This window comes from Prescottella defluvii (assembly GCF_000738775.1).
In the GTDB taxonomy this organism is placed as follows: Bacteria; Actinomycetota; Actinomycetes; order Mycobacteriales; family Mycobacteriaceae; genus Prescottella; species Prescottella defluvii.
Window position 1 is genome coordinate 1 of the sequence record NZ_JPOC01000034.1, and the last position, 20,035, is coordinate 20,035.

At 69.1% G+C, this 20,035-nt stretch carries 16 protein-coding genes and 1 pseudogene; 11 read left to right on the forward strand and 6 right to left on the reverse strand.

Annotated elements, in window-relative coordinates:
- Both IJ15_RS26435 and IJ15_RS0113455 read left to right on the forward strand, forming a co-directional pair.
- Window positions 1–576, forward strand: a pseudogene (locus IJ15_RS26435) (ABC transporter); the annotation flags it as partial.
- 136 nt (window positions 577–712) lie between these two features.
- On the forward strand, window positions 713–2,806 hold the full coding sequence (locus IJ15_RS0113455) for a PhoX family protein (RefSeq protein WP_031938864.1): 2,094 nt from the start codon (window positions 713–715) through the stop codon (window positions 2,804–2,806).
- 82 nt (window positions 2,807–2,888) lie between these two features.
- On the opposite strand, the gene IJ15_RS0113460 is transcribed toward IJ15_RS0113455, so the two are convergent.
- The 4 genes from IJ15_RS0113460 to IJ15_RS0113475 all read right to left on the reverse strand — a co-directional run bounded on the left by IJ15_RS0113460 (window position 2,889) and on the right by IJ15_RS0113475 (window position 6,960).
- Window positions 2,889–3,680 carry an SDR family NAD(P)-dependent oxidoreductase gene (locus tag IJ15_RS0113460; RefSeq protein WP_031938865.1) on the reverse strand — a complete coding sequence of 264 codons (792 nt, stop codon included), beginning with the start codon at window positions 3,678–3,680 and terminating at the stop codon, window positions 2,889–2,891.
- Window positions 3,681–3,749: 69 nt separating this feature from the next.
- Window positions 3,750–4,484 (reverse strand): glycoside hydrolase family 25 protein, encoded by a 735-nt coding sequence (locus IJ15_RS0113465; protein WP_031938866.1) that lies wholly within the window; start codon window positions 4,482–4,484, stop codon window positions 3,750–3,752.
- 96 nt (window positions 4,485–4,580) lie between these two features.
- Window positions 4,581–5,918: a glucosylglycerate hydrolase gene (gene ggh / locus IJ15_RS0113470; protein WP_031938867.1), complete on the reverse strand. Its 1,338-nt coding sequence runs from the start codon at window positions 5,916–5,918 to the stop codon at window positions 4,581–4,583.
- Between the two features lie 16 nt (window positions 5,919–5,934).
- On the reverse strand, window positions 5,935–6,960 hold the full coding sequence (locus IJ15_RS0113475; protein WP_031938868.1) for a PHP domain-containing protein: 1,026 nt from the start codon (window positions 6,958–6,960) through the stop codon (window positions 5,935–5,937).
- A gap of 184 nt (window positions 6,961–7,144) precedes the next feature.
- Between IJ15_RS0113475 and IJ15_RS0113480 the strand changes: the two genes are divergently transcribed.
- The 3 genes from IJ15_RS0113480 to IJ15_RS0113490 are packed head-to-tail and all read left to right on the forward strand — an operon-like array spanning window position 7,145 to window position 8,584.
- Complete coding sequence (locus IJ15_RS0113480; protein WP_031938869.1) at window positions 7,145–7,504, forward strand: hypothetical protein; 360 nt, start codon at window positions 7,145–7,147, stop codon at window positions 7,502–7,504.
- A 14-nt stretch (window positions 7,505–7,518) separates the two neighbouring features.
- On the forward strand, window positions 7,519–7,872 hold the full coding sequence (locus IJ15_RS0113485) for a hypothetical protein (protein ID WP_231569528.1): 354 nt from the start codon (window positions 7,519–7,521) through the stop codon (window positions 7,870–7,872).
- 22 nt (window positions 7,873–7,894) lie between these two features.
- Entirely contained in the window at window positions 7,895–8,584 is a 690-nt protein-coding gene (locus IJ15_RS0113490; RefSeq protein WP_031938871.1) for an SDR family oxidoreductase, read from the forward strand.
- Here the strand turns inward: IJ15_RS0113490 and IJ15_RS0113495 are convergent, their stop codons facing one another.
- Complete coding sequence (locus IJ15_RS0113495; protein ID WP_031938872.1) at window positions 8,585–8,956, reverse strand: nuclear transport factor 2 family protein; 372 nt, start codon at window positions 8,954–8,956, stop codon at window positions 8,585–8,587.
- Window positions 8,957–9,118: 162 nt separating this feature from the next.
- Between IJ15_RS0113495 and IJ15_RS0113500 the strand changes: the two genes are divergently transcribed.
- From IJ15_RS0113500 to IJ15_RS0113515, 4 genes are all read left to right on the forward strand, one after another.
- Window positions 9,119–10,630 (forward strand): lipase family protein, encoded by a 1,512-nt coding sequence (locus tag IJ15_RS0113500; RefSeq protein WP_231569529.1) that lies wholly within the window; start codon window positions 9,119–9,121, stop codon window positions 10,628–10,630.
- A 200-nt stretch (window positions 10,631–10,830) separates the two neighbouring features.
- Window positions 10,831–12,207, forward strand: a complete 1,377-nt coding sequence (locus IJ15_RS0113505) for a M20/M25/M40 family metallo-hydrolase (protein ID WP_031938874.1) — start codon at window positions 10,831–10,833, stop codon at window positions 12,205–12,207.
- On the forward strand, window positions 12,204–13,772 hold the full coding sequence (locus tag IJ15_RS0113510) for a YfcC family protein (protein ID WP_031938875.1): 1,569 nt from the start codon (window positions 12,204–12,206) through the stop codon (window positions 13,770–13,772). Before IJ15_RS0113505 ends, IJ15_RS0113510 begins: the two co-directional genes overlap by 4 nt.
- Entirely contained in the window at window positions 13,769–15,574 is a 1,806-nt protein-coding gene (locus IJ15_RS0113515) for an SLC13 family permease (protein WP_031938876.1), read from the forward strand. Before IJ15_RS0113510 ends, IJ15_RS0113515 begins: the two co-directional genes overlap by 4 nt.
- Before the next feature lie 93 nt (window positions 15,575–15,667).
- On the opposite strand, the gene leuS is transcribed toward IJ15_RS0113515, so the two are convergent.
- Window positions 15,668–18,508, reverse strand: coding sequence for a leucine--tRNA ligase (gene leuS, locus IJ15_RS0113520; RefSeq protein WP_031938877.1), 2,841 nt, complete (start codon window positions 18,506–18,508; stop codon window positions 15,668–15,670).
- Between the two features lie 114 nt (window positions 18,509–18,622).
- Between leuS and IJ15_RS0113525 the strand changes: the two genes are divergently transcribed.
- On the forward strand, window positions 18,623–19,018 hold the full coding sequence (locus IJ15_RS0113525; RefSeq protein WP_031938878.1) for an SdpI family protein: 396 nt from the start codon (window positions 18,623–18,625) through the stop codon (window positions 19,016–19,018).
- A gap of 27 nt (window positions 19,019–19,045) precedes the next feature.
- On the forward strand, window positions 19,046–20,026 hold the full coding sequence (locus IJ15_RS0113530) for a DUF1648 domain-containing protein (RefSeq protein WP_031938879.1): 981 nt from the start codon (window positions 19,046–19,048) through the stop codon (window positions 20,024–20,026).
- Window positions 20,027–20,035 lie beyond the last annotated feature (9 nt).

Here is a 20,035-nt window from a genome sequence, read left to right on the forward strand (position 1 = left end):
CCCGCACCCACCCCGCGACCGATCCCGCCGTACCCGGGTCCGTCGCCGCTGGTGGCGCTGGCGGTGTGCCTGCTGGTCGGGTCGACCGCGATCACGACGGTCGCGATGGGCAACTCCCGACTCGCCGCGCTCGAGCACTCGATCGCCAGTGCGATCGTCCCCGGCCGGCAGGACCCCGCCGAACTCGCGATCCTGCGGACGTTCGGTGCCGAGCGGCGGATCGCCGAGTACCTCGACAACCTCGATCTGCCCGACGGGTCCGTGCTGCTCGACACCGTCCAGGGGTTCGCGGTGGTGACCGCGTCGGACGATCCGAAGCAGTTCGTCATCACCTCGGACACCGACTTCACCAAGATCCTCGACGATCCGGCGGGGCATGGTGTGCAGTACATCCTGGCCGTGCCGAACACCAAGCGCGGTGTCGCGGATGCCGTCAACCGCCGCTATCCGACGATGTTCGAGACCGGGTCCGGCGGGGTCGGTGCCCTCGTGCTCGAGATGCGCAACGACGGCGGCACCGAACCCGAGATGTGGCGCCTCTACCGGGTCACCGGGCAGCTCACGCCGGGCGGCTGAGCACGGACACCCAACCTCCGATCGCTGTTGGCCTGCCGTTCACCCGGGGGTCGCCGACGGCTCGTTCCGGGCTTCTACGGTGCATCCGTCGCCGACGCGTGTCGGCGGTGTCCGGTTTCGACTTCGGGAGTCCACGGTGAGCCTCAAACCACTCGCACTGTTCGTCAAGCACGACGGCATGTCCTCACGCGCGTCGATCACCTGCCAGTACAAGTGCGGCAACGCCTGTGCCCACGACGTTCCCAACGATTCGTCGGGCGAGTACTTCGGCGACATCGTCCGCAGCGCGGTCACCCGTCGCGGCGTCCTGCGGGGCAGCGCAGCGGCGGTCCTCGCCGTCGGCGCCGGCAGTGTGCTCGCCGCGTGCTCCGACGGCACCGCGACCGCCGCCCCCGGGTCGGTCGACAGCGGGTCCCTCGGATCCGGTTCGGCGTCGGGCTCGGCCCCCGCGGGCACGAACTTCACCCCGGTCGCGCCGAACAAGTTGGACGCGCTCACCGTCCCGGCCGGCTACGAGCAGTCCGTCGTGATCCGTTGGGGCGATCCACTGTTCGCCGACGCACCCGCCTTCGACTTCGACAGGCAGACGGCCGCGGGCGCCGAGAAGCAGTTCGGATTCAACAACGACTTCGCGGGCCTGCTGCCGATCGAGGGCCGCCCGCACGCGTACCTGCTGGTGGTCAACCACGAGTACAGCACCGAGCCGTTCATGTTCCGCGGCTACGACCCGGAGAACCCCACCGAGGAGCAGGTGCGGATCGGCTGGGCCAATCACGGTCTGTCCGTCGTCGAGGTGGAGGGTGATGCCGGATCCGGCCGTCTCACACCGAAGTTCGGATCCTACAACCGTCGGATCACCGCCCTCACCGACTTCGTCGTCACCGGGCCCGCCGCGGGCAGCGCACTGCTGAAGACGTCCGCCGACCCCACCGGAACCCGGGTGAAGGGCACGCTCAACAACTGCGCCGGCGGCGTGACACCCTGGGGCACCGTGCTTTCCGGCGAAGAGAACTTCAACCAGTACTTCGCCGGCGCGGACCGGGTGACCGACCCGACGGCCGCGGCTCGGCTCAAGCGTTACGGCATCGAGGGTGACGCGTCCGAGCGCAAGTGGGAGCGCGTCGACCCGCGTTTCGACGTGGTGGCCGAACCCAACGAACCGCACCGTTTCGGCTGGGTCGTCGAGGTGAACCCGTGGGATGCGTCGTCGACCCCGGTCAAGCACACCGCGCTGGGCCGGTTCAAGCACGAGGCCGCCACCATCCACGTCACCGCCGACGGCACCGTCGTCGCCTACAGCGGCGACGACGAACGCTTCGACTACATGTACAAGTTCGTCTCGTCGCGCAAGATGCAGCCCGGCAACAGCCAGGCCGCGATGCGCCACAACATGACACTGCTCGACGCCGGAACGCTGTACGTCGCGAAGCTCACCGGCGACGCACCCGACGCGATCGACGGTTCGGGCGCACTGCCGCCGTCCGGCGTGTTCGCCGGCAAGGGCCAGTGGATCCCGTTGCTGCGCACCGGCGACGACGGTCGCGGCGAGTCGCTGGTCGACGGCATGAGCGCCGACGAGGTGGCCGTGTTCACCCGCCTCGCCGGCGACAAGGTGGGCGCCACCAAGATGGATCGCCCCGAGGACTTCGAGCCCAACCCCAAGACCGGCAAGGTCTACGTGGCGCTCACCAACAACTCCAAGCGTGGCGAGGAGGGCAAGGCCCCCGCCGACACCGCGAACCCGCGCAACAACAACAAGAACGGCCAGGTCCTCGAGATCGACGACGACCACGCCGGCACGGCGTTCACGTGGAATCTGCTGCTGGTGTGCGGCGATCCGGCCACCGCCGACACCTACTTCGGCGGCTTCGACAAGTCGCAGGTGAGCCCGATCTCGTGCCCCGACAACCTGGCGTTCGACCCGCACGGCAACCTGTGGATCTCCACCGACGGCAACGCCCTGAAGTCCAACGACGGCCTGTTCTCGGTGGTGCTCGAGGGCGAGCGCCGCGGCGAGACGAAGCAGTTCCTCACGGTGCCGATCGGTGCCGAGACCTGCGGCCCGATCATCGACGAGAAGCGCGTCGTCGTGTGCGTCCAGCATCCCGGTGAGACCGACGGTGCCAGCATCGAGACTCCGTCGTCGCACTGGCCCGACGGCGGCACCGCGCAGCCGCGTCCGTCCGTGGTGGCGGTCTGGAAGTCCGGCGGCGGGCGGATCGGCCTGTAGCCGCACCCTGTCCCGAACACGTTGACGGGGTGGAGGACTCGTATCCTCCACCCCGTTTCCGTGTGTGGGGCCGGGTCTTCGGTCAGTCCTGCGCGGCGGTGTGGGCGCCGACGAGGTCGGCGATCGAGGGGTTACGCCTCAACGTCTGCCCGCCGCTGACCTGCAGCACCTGACCGGTGACGAAGGCGGATTGATCGCCCGCGAGCCACGCCGCGACGTTCGCGACGTCCTCGGCGACCCCGACCCGGCCGAGCGGGATCTCCCGGAGGTAGAGCGACCGGATCGGCGGGTAGTTCAACCCGCCGCCCGACATCGGAGCGTCGGCGACACCGCCCGGGGCGATGGAGTTCGCCCGGATCCCGCGGTGGCCGTATTCGTTTGCGATACAGCGGATGACGTGGTCGATGCCGGCCTTGGTGCCCATGTAGGCGGCGTGGTTCTCGAACATGATCGACGCGGTCACCGAGGAGATCTGGATGATCGATCCGCCGTCGGCCATGTTCGCGACGAGTCGCTGGAAGAACTGGAACGGCCCGGTGAACTGGACCGCCGCCATCTTCTCGAGATCCTCACGCGTGGTGTCCTCGAAGGGGGCGAGCAGGCCCCACCCGGTCGCGTTGACGCCGACGTCGATGCGGCCGAGGCGCTCCCGGGCGGTGGCGACGAGGGCGTCGAGGTCGGCCTCCGACGTGATGTCGCACTGCTGCCACTGCGCGCCGATGTCCTCGGCGACCGACGCCAGCGCGTCGGGGCGTCGTCCCGCGATCAGCACCGCGGCGCCGTCGTCGACGAAGCGGCGTGCGATCGCGTGCCCGACGTTGCCGGGCGCGACGCCGAGCACGATGGCCGTCCGGCCCTTCAATTGCGTTGTCATGCCGGCCACTCTCCCCGAAACCCGGTCGCGACGCAGCCGTTGCGTCGACCTGACCCGGTCGGGGCCCGCTCAGCTCCCGAAGAAGTTCCGGGCGTACATGTTGATGTCGCCCATCGCCCCGCTGTAGACGTTGAGGTCGATGGCGGCACCCACGCCCGGGATCCGGCCGCTGTCGGTGTACTGCCAGAAGGCCCAGTTCTTCCAACCGCCGGGCAGCGGGCCGGGGTAGTTGCCCCCGTTGTAGTCGGCGATCCACAGCGGATAGTTCGAGAACTCGGTGGTGTTCGCCATCGCGGTACGCCAGAAGTTGGGGTACGTGTAGATGATCGGGGTGCGGCCGGTGAGCCCCTGCACCGCGTTGAGGTAGCGGCGCGTCCAGTCGATCAACTGCGGCGCCGCGAGGCCTCCGGTGCTCTCGAGGTCCAGCACCGGCGGCAACCCGCCGGTCTGGTTGACGGCGAGCGCGTTCGCGGCGAAGAACGCCGCCTGCGCCTCGGGCGAGGCCGACGGATCCGCGTAGTGGTAGGCGCCGCGCGCCACCCCCGCGATCCGCATGGCGATGGAATCCTGAGCGAAGTACGGGTTGGTGTAGAACAGGCCCTCGGTGGCCTTGACCATGCCGAACTCGTATCCCGCACCGCGCACCGCCGACCAGTTGATGGCCGCACCGTTCGGGTGCTGCCACGACGCCACGTCGACGCCCTGGGGCGCCGCCACTGCGACTGCGGGTGCCGCGACGGTCACCGCCCCCGCCAGGAGAAGTGCAGCGACACGCGGTAGGGAGCGGCGACGGTTCCTCGGCATTGCCCGAGACTAAATGACTTCCTCACCGGGCGCGCCGATTTCGTGCCGTTGTTCATCCGCTCCCAGCCGGTTCACAGATACGTTCGAAACCGTGTGCTAACCGAGCCAGTCCAGCACGGCGGCCGCCGTCCACGACTGCTGCATGCTGCCCAGGGGCTCACCCGTGAACGGCTCGTAGTACTCGGCGAAACTGCCGTCCGCGGCCTGCCGCAGTCCCTCCGCACGCAGCATCGCCGACCGCTCCGCCCACCCGCGGCGCGCGAATGCCCACGAGAACAGCCACGTCATCACCGGCCACACCGGGCCCCGCCAGTACTCGCGGGCCCGGAAGTCGCGGGACACGGGCGACGTGGACGGCGGGACCGCGTACCGCAGATCCGGGTGCGTGCAGAAGCGCGGGCCCTCGAACGTGTGCAGGAGGGCGCGCTCGGCGTGGCGGTCCAACCCGCCGCACAGCAGCGGGGCGAACATCGCGATCGTCTCGGCGGCGATCGGGCGACCGGTGCGCACGTCGAAGTCCCGCGCCGCCCCCGTCCGTTCGTCGGCCGTCGCGGCGACACCCCGGCGGAAGCGGTCGGCCCAGTGGTGCAGTTCGCGGACGTCGGCATGGGGACGGGAATGCTCCTCGCCGATGGTCGCGAGCACGTCGCACGCGAGGGCGAAGATCGCGCTGACGAACACGTCCTCCACCGCGAAGCTCATCTTCTCGGCCAGTGCGTCGTCGTCGTACCGGACGCTCTTCATCTCCTCGAGCAACCACAGGTAGCGGTCGTACTCGCCGTTGCTGGGGCGCTGCGAGGCGTCGGTGACGACGGTGACGTCCTCCCGCCGATACGGCGGGACGGGACCGGGAATCACGTTGGCGTACGGGGTATCCCAACGCGGAGAGTTGTCCATCCCGGACTCCCAGCCGTGATACAGGGTGATACGGCCGGAGCCGCCGCGGTCCCGGGCGTGCGCAAGCCACCGGTGCCAGCGCATCAGGTCCGGCCACCGCCGGTCCAGGAACTCCTCCGCGACCGCCCGGGTACTGCGACCGTGCCGCCGGGCGTGGTCGAGGATCCGCTGCACCGCGATCGCGTGCACCGGCGGCTGCGCGATGCCGGACGTGTCGACCCCGATCGGCGCGTGCCCTGCCAGCTCCCGGCACTGCCAACGCGCCGGACCGGGGAAGTAGCCGTCGGCCCCGTTCGCGAACACGATGTGCGGGATCATCCCGTTGGACCACTGCGCCGACAGCAGCGTGTCGAGTTCGACGACGGCCCGTTCGACGGACAGCGGCGCCAGCCCGACCGCGACGAACGCCGCGTCCCAACTCCACATGTGCGGATACAGCCGCGGGGCCGCGGTCGTCATCGTTCCGAGATCGTTGCCGCGCAGCAGGTAGGCGGCGCGGGCCGCGAGTTGCGTCGGCGTGAATCCGGGGTCGATCATCGTCCCATTCTGCGACTCACCCCGCGAACGCGCGCGTCCAGGCGAGCAATTCGTCCACGGGCCAGGTGTTGACGACCCGCCCGGCCTCCACACCGCAGCGGATCGCGCGTTCGCACCCCAGCCCCTGCCACGCCAGCTGTCCCGGCGCGTGCGCGTCGGTGTCGATCGCGAACAGGCAGCCGATGTCGACGGCCAGCTCGATCAACCGGCTCGGCGGATCCCGGCGCTCCGGCCGGCTGTTGATCTCGACCGCGACGTCGTGGTCGCGGCACGCCCGGAACACCTTCTCCGCGTCGAACTTCGATTCCGGACGGTTGCCGCGGCGGCCCTCCACGAGCCGGCCGGTGCAGTGACCCAGCACGTTCACTCGCGGATTCCGGACCGCACCGAGCATCCGTGTGGTCATCTCGCCGCGGTCGGCGCGCAGGTGCGAGTGCACGCTCGCCACCACCACGTCGAGTTCGTCCAGAAGGTCCGAATCCTGGTCCAGTGCACCGTCGTCCAGGATGTCGACCTCGATCCCGGTGAGGATCCGGAAGGGCGCGGACTCCCGTTCGAGATTCCGCACCACCGCGAGCTGATCGCGCAGACGCTCCGCCGACAGTCCGTTCGCGACCGTCAACCGCGGCGAATGGTCGGTGAGCGCGCAGTACTCGTGCCCGAGAGCGGCGGCGGTCCGCATCATCTCGTCGATCGGACTGCCGCCGTCGGACCAGTCCGAGTGCACGTGCAGATCGCCGCGCAGCGCCGGCTGCAGATCACCGCCGTACCCGATCGGCTCGGCCGCCTCCCGCAACTCCTGCAGGTAGTCGGGGACCTCGCCCGACATCGCCTGCTCGACGATCGCCGCCGTCTTCGCTCCCAGACCCGGTAGTCCGGTCCAGCCGCCGGTGCGCCGACGCATTTCCCGCTGCTCGTCGGTCAGGCCCGCGACGACGTCCGCCGCCCGCCGGTACGCCCGCACCCGATAGGTGTCGGCGCGGCCACGCTCGAGCCAGAACGCGACCTCGCGCAGCGCCTCGACCGGCCCCGGATTCGCCATGCCTCCAATGGTGCCCCGCGAACAGCGGGAACGGGGCTCGTCAGCCCACGGTGCCGGCGCGATGCACACCTGCCGGTCGAAAGCCAGGCCGTCCGGTCACAACCACGAATCGTTTCTGCGCGCCGGACGCGGTGGTGCCATGCTGGAGAGGGACTGCCGACGCACACGCTCGAAGGGCGGGACAATGAGGCAGCAGAAGTACACGCAGCACAGCCGGATGCTCGCGGCGGCCGCCACCGTGCTGGCGGCAGGGTTCCTCGGAGCAGCGGTCACCGGGTGCGCCGACAGCATCGACACGAGCCCCGCGACGCTCACCACCGAGGAAGAGGGCACCGACACCCCCGAGGATCCGAGCGGACTGCAACAGACCAATTCGTTCGGCTACATCCCCGAACACGAGACGACCCTCGAGACCGACCCGATCGAACCGGAGGGCGGCAACATCGAGGACGACCCGTTCGAACTGGGCGGCGGTGCCATCGTCGTTCCCGGCGTTGCGATCCACCCGCCCGGTGAGCCGACCCTCACCACACCGGCCGGTTGACCAGGAGTGATGCGATGAACGGACGGAACGGACGGTCGGCACCACGATGGTGTGCGCTCGCCTGCGCGGCGCTGCTGGGGGCAGGTGTGGTCGGCGTGCTCGCCACCACGCACGACACCACCGTCACCACCCCGGCCTTCCCCCAACTGCCGCAGACGACGACCGAGGACACCGGACTGCAGCAGACCAATTCGTTCGGCTACATCCCCGAGCACGAGACGACCCTGCCGACCAACGGCAACGGTCCGGGTGCGCCCGGACCGATCGGTGACAACCCGTTCCACAATCCCGGTCCACCGATCCCCGGCGGTCCGGGGTTGCCCGCGCACGCCACCGTGACGCCGACGCTGACGTCACCGGCCGGGTGATCCTCGGTCTAACCTCGAGGGCATGCCCACACCGCACCCGACAGCCCTCATCACCGGCGGCAGCCGCGGACTCGGTGCCGCGATCGCCCGCGCGCTCGCGCCCAGCCACCAGTTGATCCTCGGTGGCCGCAGCGCCGAGTCCCTCGAACCGATCGCGGGAGAGTTGGGCGCCGCGCCGTGGCCCGTCGACCTCACCGACTACGCCGCCGTCGCCGACGCCGTCACCGACATCGACCGGTTGGACGTCCTGGTGCACAACGCCGGCGTCGCGCAGATCGGCACCGTCGAGGAGACGACCGTCGACACGTGGCACCGCACGTTCGAGGCCAACGTCGTCGCGGTCGCCGAACTCACCCGGCTACTACTGCCCGCCCTGCGCGCCGCGAACGGGCATGTCGTGCTGATCAATTCAGGATCGGGGCTGCGTGCCAACGCCGGCTGGGGCGCGTACGCCGCCAGCAAGTTCGCGCTGCGGGCGTTCGGGGACGCGCTGCGACTCGAGGAGCCGACCCTGCGGGTCACCTCAATCCACCCCGGGCGCATCGACACCGACATGCAGCGCGCGATCGTCGCGGACGAGGGCGGCGAGTACGACGCCGACAAGTTCCTCACCCCGGAGGCCGTGGCGGGTGCGGTCCGGAACGCCGTCGAGACGCCCCGGGACGCGCACCCCACCGAGATCGTGCTGCGACCGATCCCGCGTCAGCAGTGACTAGCTGACGATCATGTCCTCCTGCGCCCAGTAGGCGCGGGTGCTGGTGATCTTGGCATCGTCGTCGAAGGTCATGACGTCGATCGGCTCCATGACGTACGTCTGGCCACCGACCTTCGACACGGTGCGGAAGTGGAAGGCGGCACTGTTGCCGGCGACGCGGATGGTCAGCAGCTCGGCGGTCTGGTCCATCGCCTCGATCGCCTTGAAGAAGGCGCGGATCTCCTCGACGCCACGCTTGGGCTCGGTGCCGACCGGATCCTCGACCGTGGCGCCCTCCGCGAACAGCGCGGCCACCTGGTCGGCGCTCTTGCTCTCGAGTGCCTTCATGTAGGCGGCGACGGTGCTCTTGATGTCTGCTGCGGATGCCATGATCACTGAACCTTTGCTCGTGGAATGTATTTCAGGGTTTTTCGGCGGCGAGCGTATCCCGGCCCACGCTCCCCGCACACCGCTCGGTCCCGCCCACCGGACACTCCCGACATACCGCCGAAGCGGCTCGAGCCGCGACAACCCGGTGCTAGCGTCCGCCGCATGCCAATCCAGCACGGGGGTTTCTGGGGCCGGATACTCGTCACCGCACTCGCGGTGGGTGTCGTGGTCGGGGGTGGGACCGCAGGCACGGCCGCGGCCCAATCGAGCGGCAGCGCACTGCCGGACACCAGCATCGGCGGTGTGGGATCGACCGGTAGCGCGGCCGGTCAGGGGGTCATCGGCCCCGGATCACTCACCGACGGCACGGGTTCGGACGGCACCGCGTCGAACGGCACGACGCCCGTCACCGGTTCGTGGGGGACCGCCTCCTTCGCCCGCTCGGCATTCGGTTCCTGGATACCGGGCTCGGTCGACTCGTCGGTGTCACCACCGGACCTGACACCCCCGCCCCTCGAGACGCTGCGCGAGGAGATGCTGCCTTCGCCGGTCGGGGATCCGTTCTTCGACGAGTACCCGCCCGGCCTGCCCGGCATGGCGAACGGCCAGGTCATCGAGACCCGCGACGTGACCACGGTGGCCCGGCAGCTCCTGCGCGGGCCGGTGCGCGAGGTCAAGCAGATCAAGGTGAAGACCACCGACGCACTGGGAGCACCGTCGTTCGCCACCGCGACACTCGTTGTGCCCGCGGGGGATTGGCCCGGGCCCGGGCCGCGACCGGTACTGGTGAACAACGTGCCGATCAACGGACTCGGTCGCTCCTGCACTCCGTCCTACACGCTCTCCAACGGCATCACACCGTCGACCAACATCTTCGAATTCCTCCGACCCGTCACCACGAAGGCCGAGGAGCGCGGCTACGCGGTCCTCATCCCCGACCACGAGGGCCCCCGCATGGCGTACGCCGAACCGTACGTCGCCGGACACGCCATCCTCGACACCATCCGCGGGATGCGCAACGTCTTCCCCGCGGAGTTCGGTACCAGCAAGCTGGCGATGATGGGCTACTCCGGCGGAGCGATCGCGACACACGGCGCGGTCAAACTGATCGACTCGTACGCCCCCGAACTCGCCCCCGACATCGTCGGCGCCGCGTTCGGCGGCGTCCCCGCCGACTTCGAAATGCTCGGACGCACCATGAACGGCAACCTCGCCGGTGGACTCTTCCTCGGAGCCGTGTTCGGGATCTCGCGGGAACGACCCGAGATCCTCCCCGTCATCAACAGTCTCGGGCAGCGGTTGAGCATCTCGTCCCTGAAGGACCAGTGCGTCAACAACCTCGCCCTCGTCGGCGTCCTCGGCGTGCCGGCCGAAGCACTCGCCAACATAAAGTTCGCACTCAATTCACCTGTAGCACAAAACATCTACACGATCACGAAGATGGCAGGCATGAAGTCCGGCACCCCGCTGTACATCTACAACGGCGGACAGGACTTCTGGATCCCCGCCCTCGGCGCCCGCAACCTGTACGACGAGCAGTGCGGCCTGGGCGTCGCCGCCCTGTACCGACAGGTGCCCGGTGAACACCTGCTCGGCGAAGCCCTCGGCAACCCCGGCGCATTCGACTGGGTCGACGCCCGACTCCGGGGCGAGCCCGCGCCGTCGGATTGCTGACCGCGCCTGTCCGGTAAACAGCTGAAGGGTCCCTTCATGCGCTGGGAGCGTACGAAGGGACCCTTCAGCTGTTTCCGGACCGCGGACGACACGGCCATGTGGCCCACGACACGCGCACCGCGGTCGGTGAATCTGCTGCGCCCGGAAGAAACCGAAAGGTACTTTTACGCTCTTCTGTCCTGTTTTCCCGGAGGTCAACGATGCCCGAGCAGTCACCACCGACAACCTATGAAGAGATCGCGGGCACGGCGCGGGAGCTGATGCCGTCCCTCGAGACAGCGCTGACCGATCTGGTGCGGATTCCGTCGATCGCCACCGAGGGATACCCCAGCGAGCCGCTGTTCGAGGCGCACGACCTGATCGTGGACCTGCTCCGGCAGGCCGAGGTGGCGGACATCGAGGATCTCGTCATCCCGGGCAAGACCGCTCCGGTCATCGTGGCGACCGTCCCGGGTCCGCCGGGCGCCCCCACCGTGCTGATGTATTCGCACTACGACGTCGTCCCGGCCGAGGATGTCGAGCTGTGGGATTCGCCGCCGTTCGAGCCGACGAAGCGGGACGGGGCGATCTACGGCCGCGGCACCGCCGACTCGAAGGCCAACGTCGTCGGCATGATCGGCGCACTGTCGATCTTCGGCGGCGCTCCGCCGGTCACCGTCAAACTGGTGATCGAGGGCCAGGAGGAGTTCGGCAGCCCGTTCGACAACTACCCGCCGGAGGCGCCGGAGTTGTTCCGCGCCGACGCGATGGTGATCGCCGACGTCGGCAGTGTCCGGCCCGGTTCGCCCACGCTCACGGTGGCGCTGCGGGGTTCGGCGCAGGTGATCGTGGAAATCTCGACGCTCGGCGCCGACAAGCACAACGGCCTCTACGGTGGTGCCGCACCGGACGCGCGGCTGGCGCTCATCCGGGCGCTGGCGACGCTGCACGACGACAAGGGCGATGTGGCGGTCGACGGCCTGCTCCGGGAGCCGTGGACCGGGGCGTCCTACACCGAGGAGGAGTTCCGCACGCTCGCCGAGGTGCGCGACGACCTTCCGCTGTTCGGGACCGGTGGGCTCGGTGAACGCATCTGGTCCGGGCCGGCGATCACGGTCACCGGTATCGATGCTCCGCCGGTCGACGGCGCCGTGAACTCGGTTGCCTCCACGGCCCGCGCGGTGATCAACCTGCGGGTCCATCCGCGGCAGCCGGCTGCCCAGGCGCAGGATGCACTTGTCCGGCACCTGCGGGCTCTGCGCCCGTTCGGGCTCGAACTGACCGTCACGGCGGGCGAGACCGGCGACGGTTTCGCGGCCGTGCAGGGCGGAACGGCCTTCGAGGCCGCGCTGTCCTCGCTCAGCCGGTCGTGGGGTGTGCCCGCCGGCCAGATGGCAGGCGGCGGTTCCATTCCGCTCGTGATGGCACTGGACACCGCGGTGCCCGAGGCCGAGAAGCTGCTGTTCGGGGCGACCGACGGCTACGCCAACATCCACGGACCGAACGAGCGGGTCCTGCTCGACGAACTCGAGAAGGCCGTCGTCGCCAAGGCGCTGTTCTTCGTGGAGTACGCACGCGCCTACCAGGGGGAGAAGTGAGCAACGCCACCGATATCAAAGGTGCCGAAGGTAATTCGGCACCCGCGAAGAAGAAGTTCGAGTTCCCGGGCGCGGTCACGACCCTCGCGATCGTCACCGTCCTGGTCTGGGTCGCAGCACTGTTCATCCCCGCGGGCCGATTCGCCGCCGATGAGGACGGGTCCCCGATCCCCGGCAGCTTCGAGACGGTCCCGTCTCCACTCTCGTTCTGGGAGCGCGTCCAGCAGTTGATCCTCGCGCCGGTCAACGGCCTGTACGGCGTGCAGGACCCGGCCAGCGGCTTCGTCGACACCGACAACCTCGGCCGGCTGTTCGGCTCCGTCGGCGTGGTGCTGTTCATCATAGCCCTCGGCGCATTCATCTCGGTGAGCTTCGCGACCCGCAGCCTCGAGACCGCGGTCTCCCAGCTCGCCACGAAACTCAGCGACAAGGGCTGGCTGCTCATCACCGTGATCATGGTGCTGTTCTCGCTGCTCGGCTCCACGATGGGTTTCTCGGTCGAGACGTTCGGCTTCTACGCCCTGTTGATCCCGCTCATGACCGCGATGGGCTACGACCGTCTCGTGTCCGCCTCGATGATCATCCTCGGCGCCCTGGTCGGTGGCATGGCTTCGACCGTCAACCCGTTCTCCATCGGTGTCGCCTCCGGTGAGGCCGGGGTCTCCATCGGCGACGGCATCGTGCTGCGGGTGTTCCTGTGGGTCGTGCTGACCGCGGTGGCGGTGGCGTTCGTGCTCCGCTACGCGTCCAGGGTCAAGAAGGATCCGAGCCGGTCGCTCGTCGGATTCGACGTCGAGGACGACGACGAGACCCCGTCCGAGCCGGTCGACGTCGACGGCACGCTCACCGGCACCCAGAAGCTGGTGCTGCTCATCACCGCCCTCACGTTCGGGCTGATGATCTTCTCGGTCATCCCGTGGTCGAGCATCTTCGGCGGCGTCTCCGGCCCGGCCGAGTACGACGCCACCCACGCCACCGCCGCCGAGCCGTACTGGTTCGAATTGAACTGGTGGTTCCCACAATTGGCGATGCTGTTCGTCCTCGCGGCCGTCGTCGTCGGCATCGTCGCGAAGATGGGTGAGAAGAAGACCGTCTCGCTGATCACCCGTGGCGCCGGAGACATGATCGGACCCGCAATCGTTATCCTGCTGGCCCGTGGCGTGTCGGTCATCATGACCAACACCGAGACCCTCGACACCATCCTCAACGCGATGGAGCAGCTGGTCAGCGGCGCGTCCGCCGGCGTGTTCGCGATCCTCGTCATGATCGTCAACATCCCGCTCGCGTTCCTGATCCCGTCCAGCTCCGGGCACGCGACGCTCGCGATGCCGCTACTCGCACCGCTCGGCGACTTCGCCGGGGTCAGCCGGTCGCTGGTCATCACCGCGTTCCAGATGGGTCACGGCCTCATGCTGCTGTTCGCGCCCACCAACGTGGTCGTGGTCGGTGGTCTCGCGATGGCGAAGGTCGGCTACGACAAGTTCCTGCGCTTCGTGTGGCCGCTGCTCCTGATCAACTTTGCGATCGCCGTCGTCGTGATCGGTGCGGCGGCCGTCCTCGAATGAGCCACGCCGCGATCAGCCTCCTCGTCCTGGGAGCCGTCGTCGTCCTGTTCGTCTGGAACCGGCTGCCGGTCGAGGTGGTGGCGATCGGCTCGGCGATCGTCCTGTATCTCACGGGCGTCATCACGATGCCGGACATGCTCGCCGGCTTCGGGGATCCGACGATCGTGCTGATCGCCGCGCTGTTCGTCGTAAGCGAGGGACTCGAGGCGACCGGTGTGACGACCTGGGTGGGTCAGGTACTCATGGCCGGGGCCGGCGACAGTGCGCGCCGGCTCCTGGTCCTGACCATGGTGCTGGTCGCGGCACTGACCGCGGTGATCAACCTCAACGGCGCGGTCGCCGCGCTACTGCCGATGGTCGTCGTCATCGCCGTGCGCCGCGGCATCGCACCGTCGAAGCTGTTGATGCCCTTGGCGTTCGCGGGCAGCGCCGGATCGCTCCTGCTGCTCACCGGCAGCCCCGTCAACGTCATCATCTCCGACAGCGCCGAGGACGCCGGCGTCGGTGCGTTCGGCTTCGCCGAGTTCGCGATCGTCGGCGTCCCGCTCGTGGTGGGCACGCTGCTGGTGATCACACTGTTCGGCCACCGACTGCTCCCGGACCGCACCAGCGCGATCCTGCCCCCCGACCTGAGCGGGTACGCCGCCACCCTGACCCGGCAGTACGCGCTCGGCCGGGTACTGCACGCACACATCACCGTCGATTCACCGCTCGTCGGAACCTCCCGCGGCGCCTGGGATCTGAGCGGCTACGACGGCATCAACATCGTCACCGTGACCGATGCGGCCACCACCGGCCCGGTCTCCGACGGCACCCACCGGGTGGGGGATCGGCTCACCATCGTCGGCGACCGAGAGACCGCGTCCCGCTTCGCGGGCGAACACCTGCTGGACGTCGCCGCGGAACTGGACCACGCCGACGTCGCGAAACGGCTCATCGACCGCGGCAACGGGGCCGTCGAGGTCGTCATCCCGCCGCGATCGCAGCTGGTCGGCGAACCGGTCCACGCGGGGCAGGTCGTCGAGGGCCGGATCGTCGTCCTCGCCGTGCACCGGCAGGGCAGGGATCAGGGGGCGACGACGACGGTGCTCCGCGCCGGGGACGTGATCCTGCTCGAAGGCCCGTGGGACGAACTCGAGGTCGGCATCGCCCGGGACGGATTCCTCGTCGTCAACGATCCCGACCTCGTCAGGCGGCAGACGGTACCGCTCGGGAAACACTCCGTGCGCGCGATGGCGATCCTGGGTGTGATGATCGCGGCGCTGGCGACCGGCGTCGTCGCACCGGTCCTCGCGGCGCTGCTCGCGGCCGGCGCGATGATCGTGTCCCGCGTCCTCACCGTCGAACAGTCCTACCGGCGGATCTCCTGGACCACAGTGCTACTCGTCGCCGGCATGATTCCGCTCTCGACCGCGATCCGGACGTCCGGGGCCGGCGAGATGGTCGCCGAGCTGCTCGTCGCGGCCGTCGGCGATGCCGGACCCACCATGCTCCTGGTGGCACTGTTCGCGCTGACCGTGGTGTTCGGCCAGCTCATCAGCAACACCGCCACCGCGCTCGTCGTCATCCCCATCGCGGTATCCGCCGCCGCCCAGCTCGGCGTCTCCGCCGCACCGGTACTCATGAGCGTGTGCGTCGCCTCGGCCGCCGCATTCCTGACCCCGGTCGCGACCCCCGCCAACATGATGGTGATGGCCCCCGCGGGCTACCGCTTCGGCGACTACTGGAAACTCGGCATCGTGATGATCGGCCTGTTCTTCGTCGTGTCCGTCGGGCTCGTGCCGCTCGTCTGGAACTTCTAGACGGGTTCCGCCGCCCGGGTGCCTGTCCGGTAGACAGCTGAAGGGTCCCTTCATGCGCTGGGAGCGTACGAAGGGACCCTTCAGCTGGTGTGGCTACAGGACGATGTTGACCATCTTGCCGGGCACGACGATCACCTTGCGGGGATCCTTGCCGTCCAGCAGTGCCACGATCTTCTCGTCCGCGAGGGCGATCTTCTCGATGGCCTCACGGGCCGCGTCGGCGGCGACGTTGATGCGGCTGCGGACCTTGCCGTTGACCTGGATCGGGTACTCGACGGTGTCCTCGACCAGCCACTTCTCGTCGGCGGTCGGGAACGGGCCGTGCGCGAGCGACTCGGTGTGGCCCAGCCGCGACCACAGTTCCTCGGCGAGGTGCGGGGCGATGGGGCCGAGCATCAGCGCCAGCGGTTCCACCGCGGACCGCGGGGCACCGGCCGGGTACTCCTTGGTGAGGTGGTTGGTGTATTCGATCAGCTTGGCGACGGCGGTGTTGTCGCGCAGCGCCGCGTAGTCCTCGGCGACACCGGCGATCGCCTTGTTGAGCGCGCGCAGCGTGGCCTCGGACGGCTCCGCGTCGGTGACGCGCAGGTCGCCGGTCTCCTCGTCGACGACGACGCGCCACGCCCGCTGCAGGAAGCGGTGCGCACCGATGACGTCCTTGGTCGCCCACGGACGGGACGTGTCCAGCGGACCCATCGCCATCTCGTACACGCGCAGCGTGTCGGCACCGAATTCGTCGCAGATCTCGTCGGGCGCAACGGAATTCTTGAGGCTCTTGCCCATCTTTCCGTACTCGCGCTTGACCTCGGCGCCCTGGTAGAAGAACTTGCCGTCCTCCTCGGTCACCTCGGCGGCCGGCACGTACACGCCGCGCTCGTCGGTGTAGGCGTATGCCTGGATGTAGCCCTGGTTGTACAGGCGACGGTACGGCTCGCTGGAGCTGACGTAGCCCAGGTCGAACAGCACCTTGTGCCAGAACCGCGAGTACAGCAGGTGCAGCACCGCGTGCTCGACACCGCCGACGTACAGGTCGACGCCACCGGGATCGTTGGGACCGTGGATGTCCGGGCGCGGACCGGTCCAGTAGGCCTCGTTCTCGGGCGCGACGAACTGCTCGCTGTTGGTGGGGTCGATGTAGCGCAGCTGGTACCACGAGCTGCCCGCCCACTGCGGCATCACGTTGGTGTCGCGGCGGTAGTCCTTGAGGCCGTCGCCGAGGTCGAGTTCGACGTTGACCCAGTCGGATGCCTTGGCCAGCGGGGGAGAGGGCTCGGAGCTGGCGTCGTTCGGGTCGAACGACACCGGTGCGTAGTCCTCGACCTCCGGAAGTTCAACCGGCAGAGCCGATTCCGGAAGCGGGTGCGCGATACCGTCGGCGTCGTACACGATCGGGAAGGGCTCGCCCCAGTACCGCTGACGCGCGAACAGCCAGTCGCGCAGCTTGTACTGGATGGTGCCGGTGCCGACGCCCTCGGCCTCGAGCCGCTCGATGACGGCCTTCTTCGCGTCCGCGACGTCCAGGCCGTTGAGGTAGTCGCTGTTGACCAGCGGCCCGTCACCGGTGAACGCGGACTCCGACAGGTCGCCGCCCTTGATGACCTCGACGATGTCCAGGCCGAACGCGGTCGCGAACTCCCAGTCGCGCTGGTCGTGACCGGGCACGGCCATGATCGCGCCGGTGCCGTAGCCGGTGAGCACGTAGTCGGCGATGAACACCGGCAGCTTGTGCCCGTTGACCGGGTTGGTCGCGTAGACGCCGAGGAAGACGCCGGTCTTCTCCTTGTTCTCCTGGCGTTCGAGATCGGTCTTCGCCGCGATCGATGCGCGGTACGCCGCGATGGCCTCGGCCGGCGTGGCCGCCCCACCGGTCCAGCGCGGATCGACGCCCTCGGGCCACTCCGCCGCCACCAACTGGTCGACGAGCTCGTGCTCGGGGGCCAGCGTCACGTACGTGGCGCCGAACAGCGTGTCCGGGCGGGTGGTGAACACCTCGATGCTCTCGCCCTGGGAGGCGAACTTCACCTGTGCACCGTGCGAACGCCCGATCCAGTTGCGCTGCATGGACTTGACCTTCTCCGGCCAGTCCAGGTACTCGAGGTCGTCGACCAGGCGATCGGAGTACGCGGTGATGCGCATCATCCACTGCTGCAGGTGCTTCCGGAACACCGGGAAGTTGCCGCGCTCACTGCGGCCGTCCGCGGTGACCTCCTCGTTGGCCAGCACCGTGCCCAGACCGGGGCACCAGTTGACCATCGAATCCGAGTGGTAGACCAGTCGGTACGAATCCAGCACCTCGGCGCGCGCGGCGGCGTCCAGCGAGCCCCAGTCCCGGCCGTCGTCCAGGGTGCGCTCACCCGAAGCGAATTCGGCCTCGAGCTCGGAGATGCGGCGGGCCTTGCCCTGCGCGGTGTCGTACCAGGCGTTGTAGATCTGCAGGAAGATCCACTGCGTCCAGTGGTAGAAGTCGACGTCCGTGGTCGCGACGGAACGGCGCTCGTCGTGGCCCAGGCCCAGACGGCGCAGCTGACGCTGCATGTTCGCGATGTTGGCCTCGGTGGTGGTGCGCGGATGCGTGCCCGTCTGCACCGCGTACTGCTCGGCCGGCAGACCGAACGCGTCGTAGCCGAGGGTGTGCAGGACGTTGTGGCCCTGCATGCGGTGGTAGCGCGCGAAGACGTCGGTGGCGATGTAACCGAGCGGGTGACCGACGTGCAGACCCGAACCCGACGGGTAGGGGAACATGTCCTGCACGAACAGCTTGTCGGCGGGCACGTCGCCCGCGAGCGGACCCACCGGGTTGGGCGCGTTGAACGTCCCGCGCTCGCTCCACAGGTCCTGCCAGCGCTGCTCGATCCGGCCCGCGAGTTCCGCGGTGTAGCGGTGCTGCGGCGTCGAAGCGTCGGGGGATGCGGAGTGCTGAACTGGCTCGGTCACTGTGGTCGCTATCTACTTGGATGACGGGAATTCCGTCAACCAGGGTAAAGCGTCGGGGGTCACCCCGAACACCCAGCAACACCTGCCCGCGCGCCCGGCCCGTATCCTGTAGTCGTGGTCATCGTCGCTGTCGTGCTATTAGTCGCCGCTCTCGCCCTTACCGGTCTGGGCATCGCCGCACTGACCGGCCGCCTCACCCGCAACCGCTGGTTCGGCGTCCGCACCCCCCAATCGATGCGGGACGACGAGACGTTCGCCCTGGCCAACAAGGTCGCCGCGCCCACGATGCTGGCAGCGGCCGGTGTCCTGGTGATCGGTGGTGCCGCGGGCCTGCTGCTCGACGGCGCCCTGGCGATCGCCGCGGAGATCGTGGCCGCCTTCGCCGCCCTGTTCATCGTCGCCGCCGGCGGCACCCTCGGCTCCAAGGCCGCGGGCGCGCTGCCCGACACCAGCGGCTGCGGCACGTCCTGCGGCGCCTGCAGCCTCAAGGGCGCGTGCGAACCCGCCTGATCCGTCGGGCCTGATTGAATCCGGTATGTGACCACACCCACAGCCGGACCTCGGGTCGTCGACCCCGCCGGTCTCGTCTTCGGCCTCGTCGTTCCGGGGCTCGCTGCCGCGACCGGCGTCGTACTGACCTATCTCCTCGCGCCCCGGCTGCCCGAGAAGATCGCGACCCAATGGTCCGGTGACACCCCCACCAGCTTCATGGCGCCGACGACGAGCGCGTGGTCGATGGCGGGCATCGTGCTGCTGGTCGGCGGCGGGTGCTGCGGTATCGCCGCGCTCGCCCAGGCTCAGCTGATGATGCGTCGGATGATGCTGTTGATCGGCTCGACGATCGTCGGGGTGATCCTCGCCGGCGAGGTGGCGATGATCGTCGGTCAACTCGATCTCGCGGACACCTCCGACGCCGAGATGCCGTTCGAGCCTCTCGTGGTGGGCCTGCTGCTGGGCGCGGCCGTCGGACTGCTCGGTGCCTCGCTGCTGCGGGATCACCGCGTCCGGGTCGCCGCCACCGACCGCCCCGACGCCGCCCTGCCGCGCGGCGCCGTCGCCCTGCCGATCACCGATCAGGTCGGCATGAGTGCCGGCGGGCTGGCCGGGGTCGCGCTGGTGGTCGCCGCGCCCGCCGCCGGCGTCGCCTACCTGGCCGGAGCCTGGTGGCCCCTGGGCCTGTTCCTGCCCGTGGTGCTGCTGTCGGTCGCACTGCTGCAGTTCCGCGTCGTCGTCGACGGCGACAGCATCCGGGTGCAGAACCTGGGGATGTCGGTGATCGAGTACGGCACCGACGAGGTCCTCGGGGCCCGCGTCGACGAGATCCGGCCGTTCCAGGACTTCGGCGGCTGGGGAATCAAGGTGAAGGGCCGCGGCAACTACGGCGTCGTCACCCGCACCGGACCGGCCGTCGTGGTGACCTTCGCGTGCGGGCACCGGCTCACCGTCACCACCCCGAAGGCCGACGAGATCGCCGGGGCACTCAACACGCTGGCCGATCGGCGCCTCACCCCGTCCTGACCGCCCGCC

Coding starts and splice junctions, on each gene's coding strand:
- IJ15_RS0113495 (WP_031938872.1), bottom strand. CDS start 8,956: ATGGCATCCGCAGCAGACATCAAGAGCACCGTCGCCGCCTACATGAAG.
- IJ15_RS0113500 (WP_231569529.1), top strand. CDS start 9,119: ATGCCAATCCAGCACGGGGGTTTCTGGGGCCGGATACTCGTCACCGCA.
- IJ15_RS0113485 (WP_231569528.1), top strand. CDS start 7,519: ATGAACGGACGGAACGGACGGTCGGCACCACGATGGTGTGCGCTCGCC.
- IJ15_RS0113480 (WP_031938869.1), top strand. CDS start 7,145: ATGAGGCAGCAGAAGTACACGCAGCACAGCCGGATGCTCGCGGCGGCC.
- IJ15_RS0113515 (WP_031938876.1), top strand. CDS start 13,769: ATGAGCCACGCCGCGATCAGCCTCCTCGTCCTGGGAGCCGTCGTCGTC.
- IJ15_RS0113475 (WP_031938868.1), bottom strand. CDS start 6,960: ATGGCGAATCCGGGGCCGGTCGAGGCGCTGCGCGAGGTCGCGTTCTGG.
- ggh (WP_031938867.1), bottom strand. CDS start 5,918: ATGATCGACCCCGGATTCACGCCGACGCAACTCGCGGCCCGCGCCGCC.
- IJ15_RS0113465 (WP_031938866.1), bottom strand. CDS start 4,484: ATGCCGAGGAACCGTCGCCGCTCCCTACCGCGTGTCGCTGCACTTCTC.
- IJ15_RS0113460 (WP_031938865.1), bottom strand. CDS start 3,680: ATGACAACGCAATTGAAGGGCCGGACGGCCATCGTGCTCGGCGTCGCG.
- IJ15_RS0113505 (WP_031938874.1), top strand. CDS start 10,831: ATGCCCGAGCAGTCACCACCGACAACCTATGAAGAGATCGCGGGCACG.
- IJ15_RS0113490 (WP_031938871.1), top strand. CDS start 7,895: ATGCCCACACCGCACCCGACAGCCCTCATCACCGGCGGCAGCCGCGGA.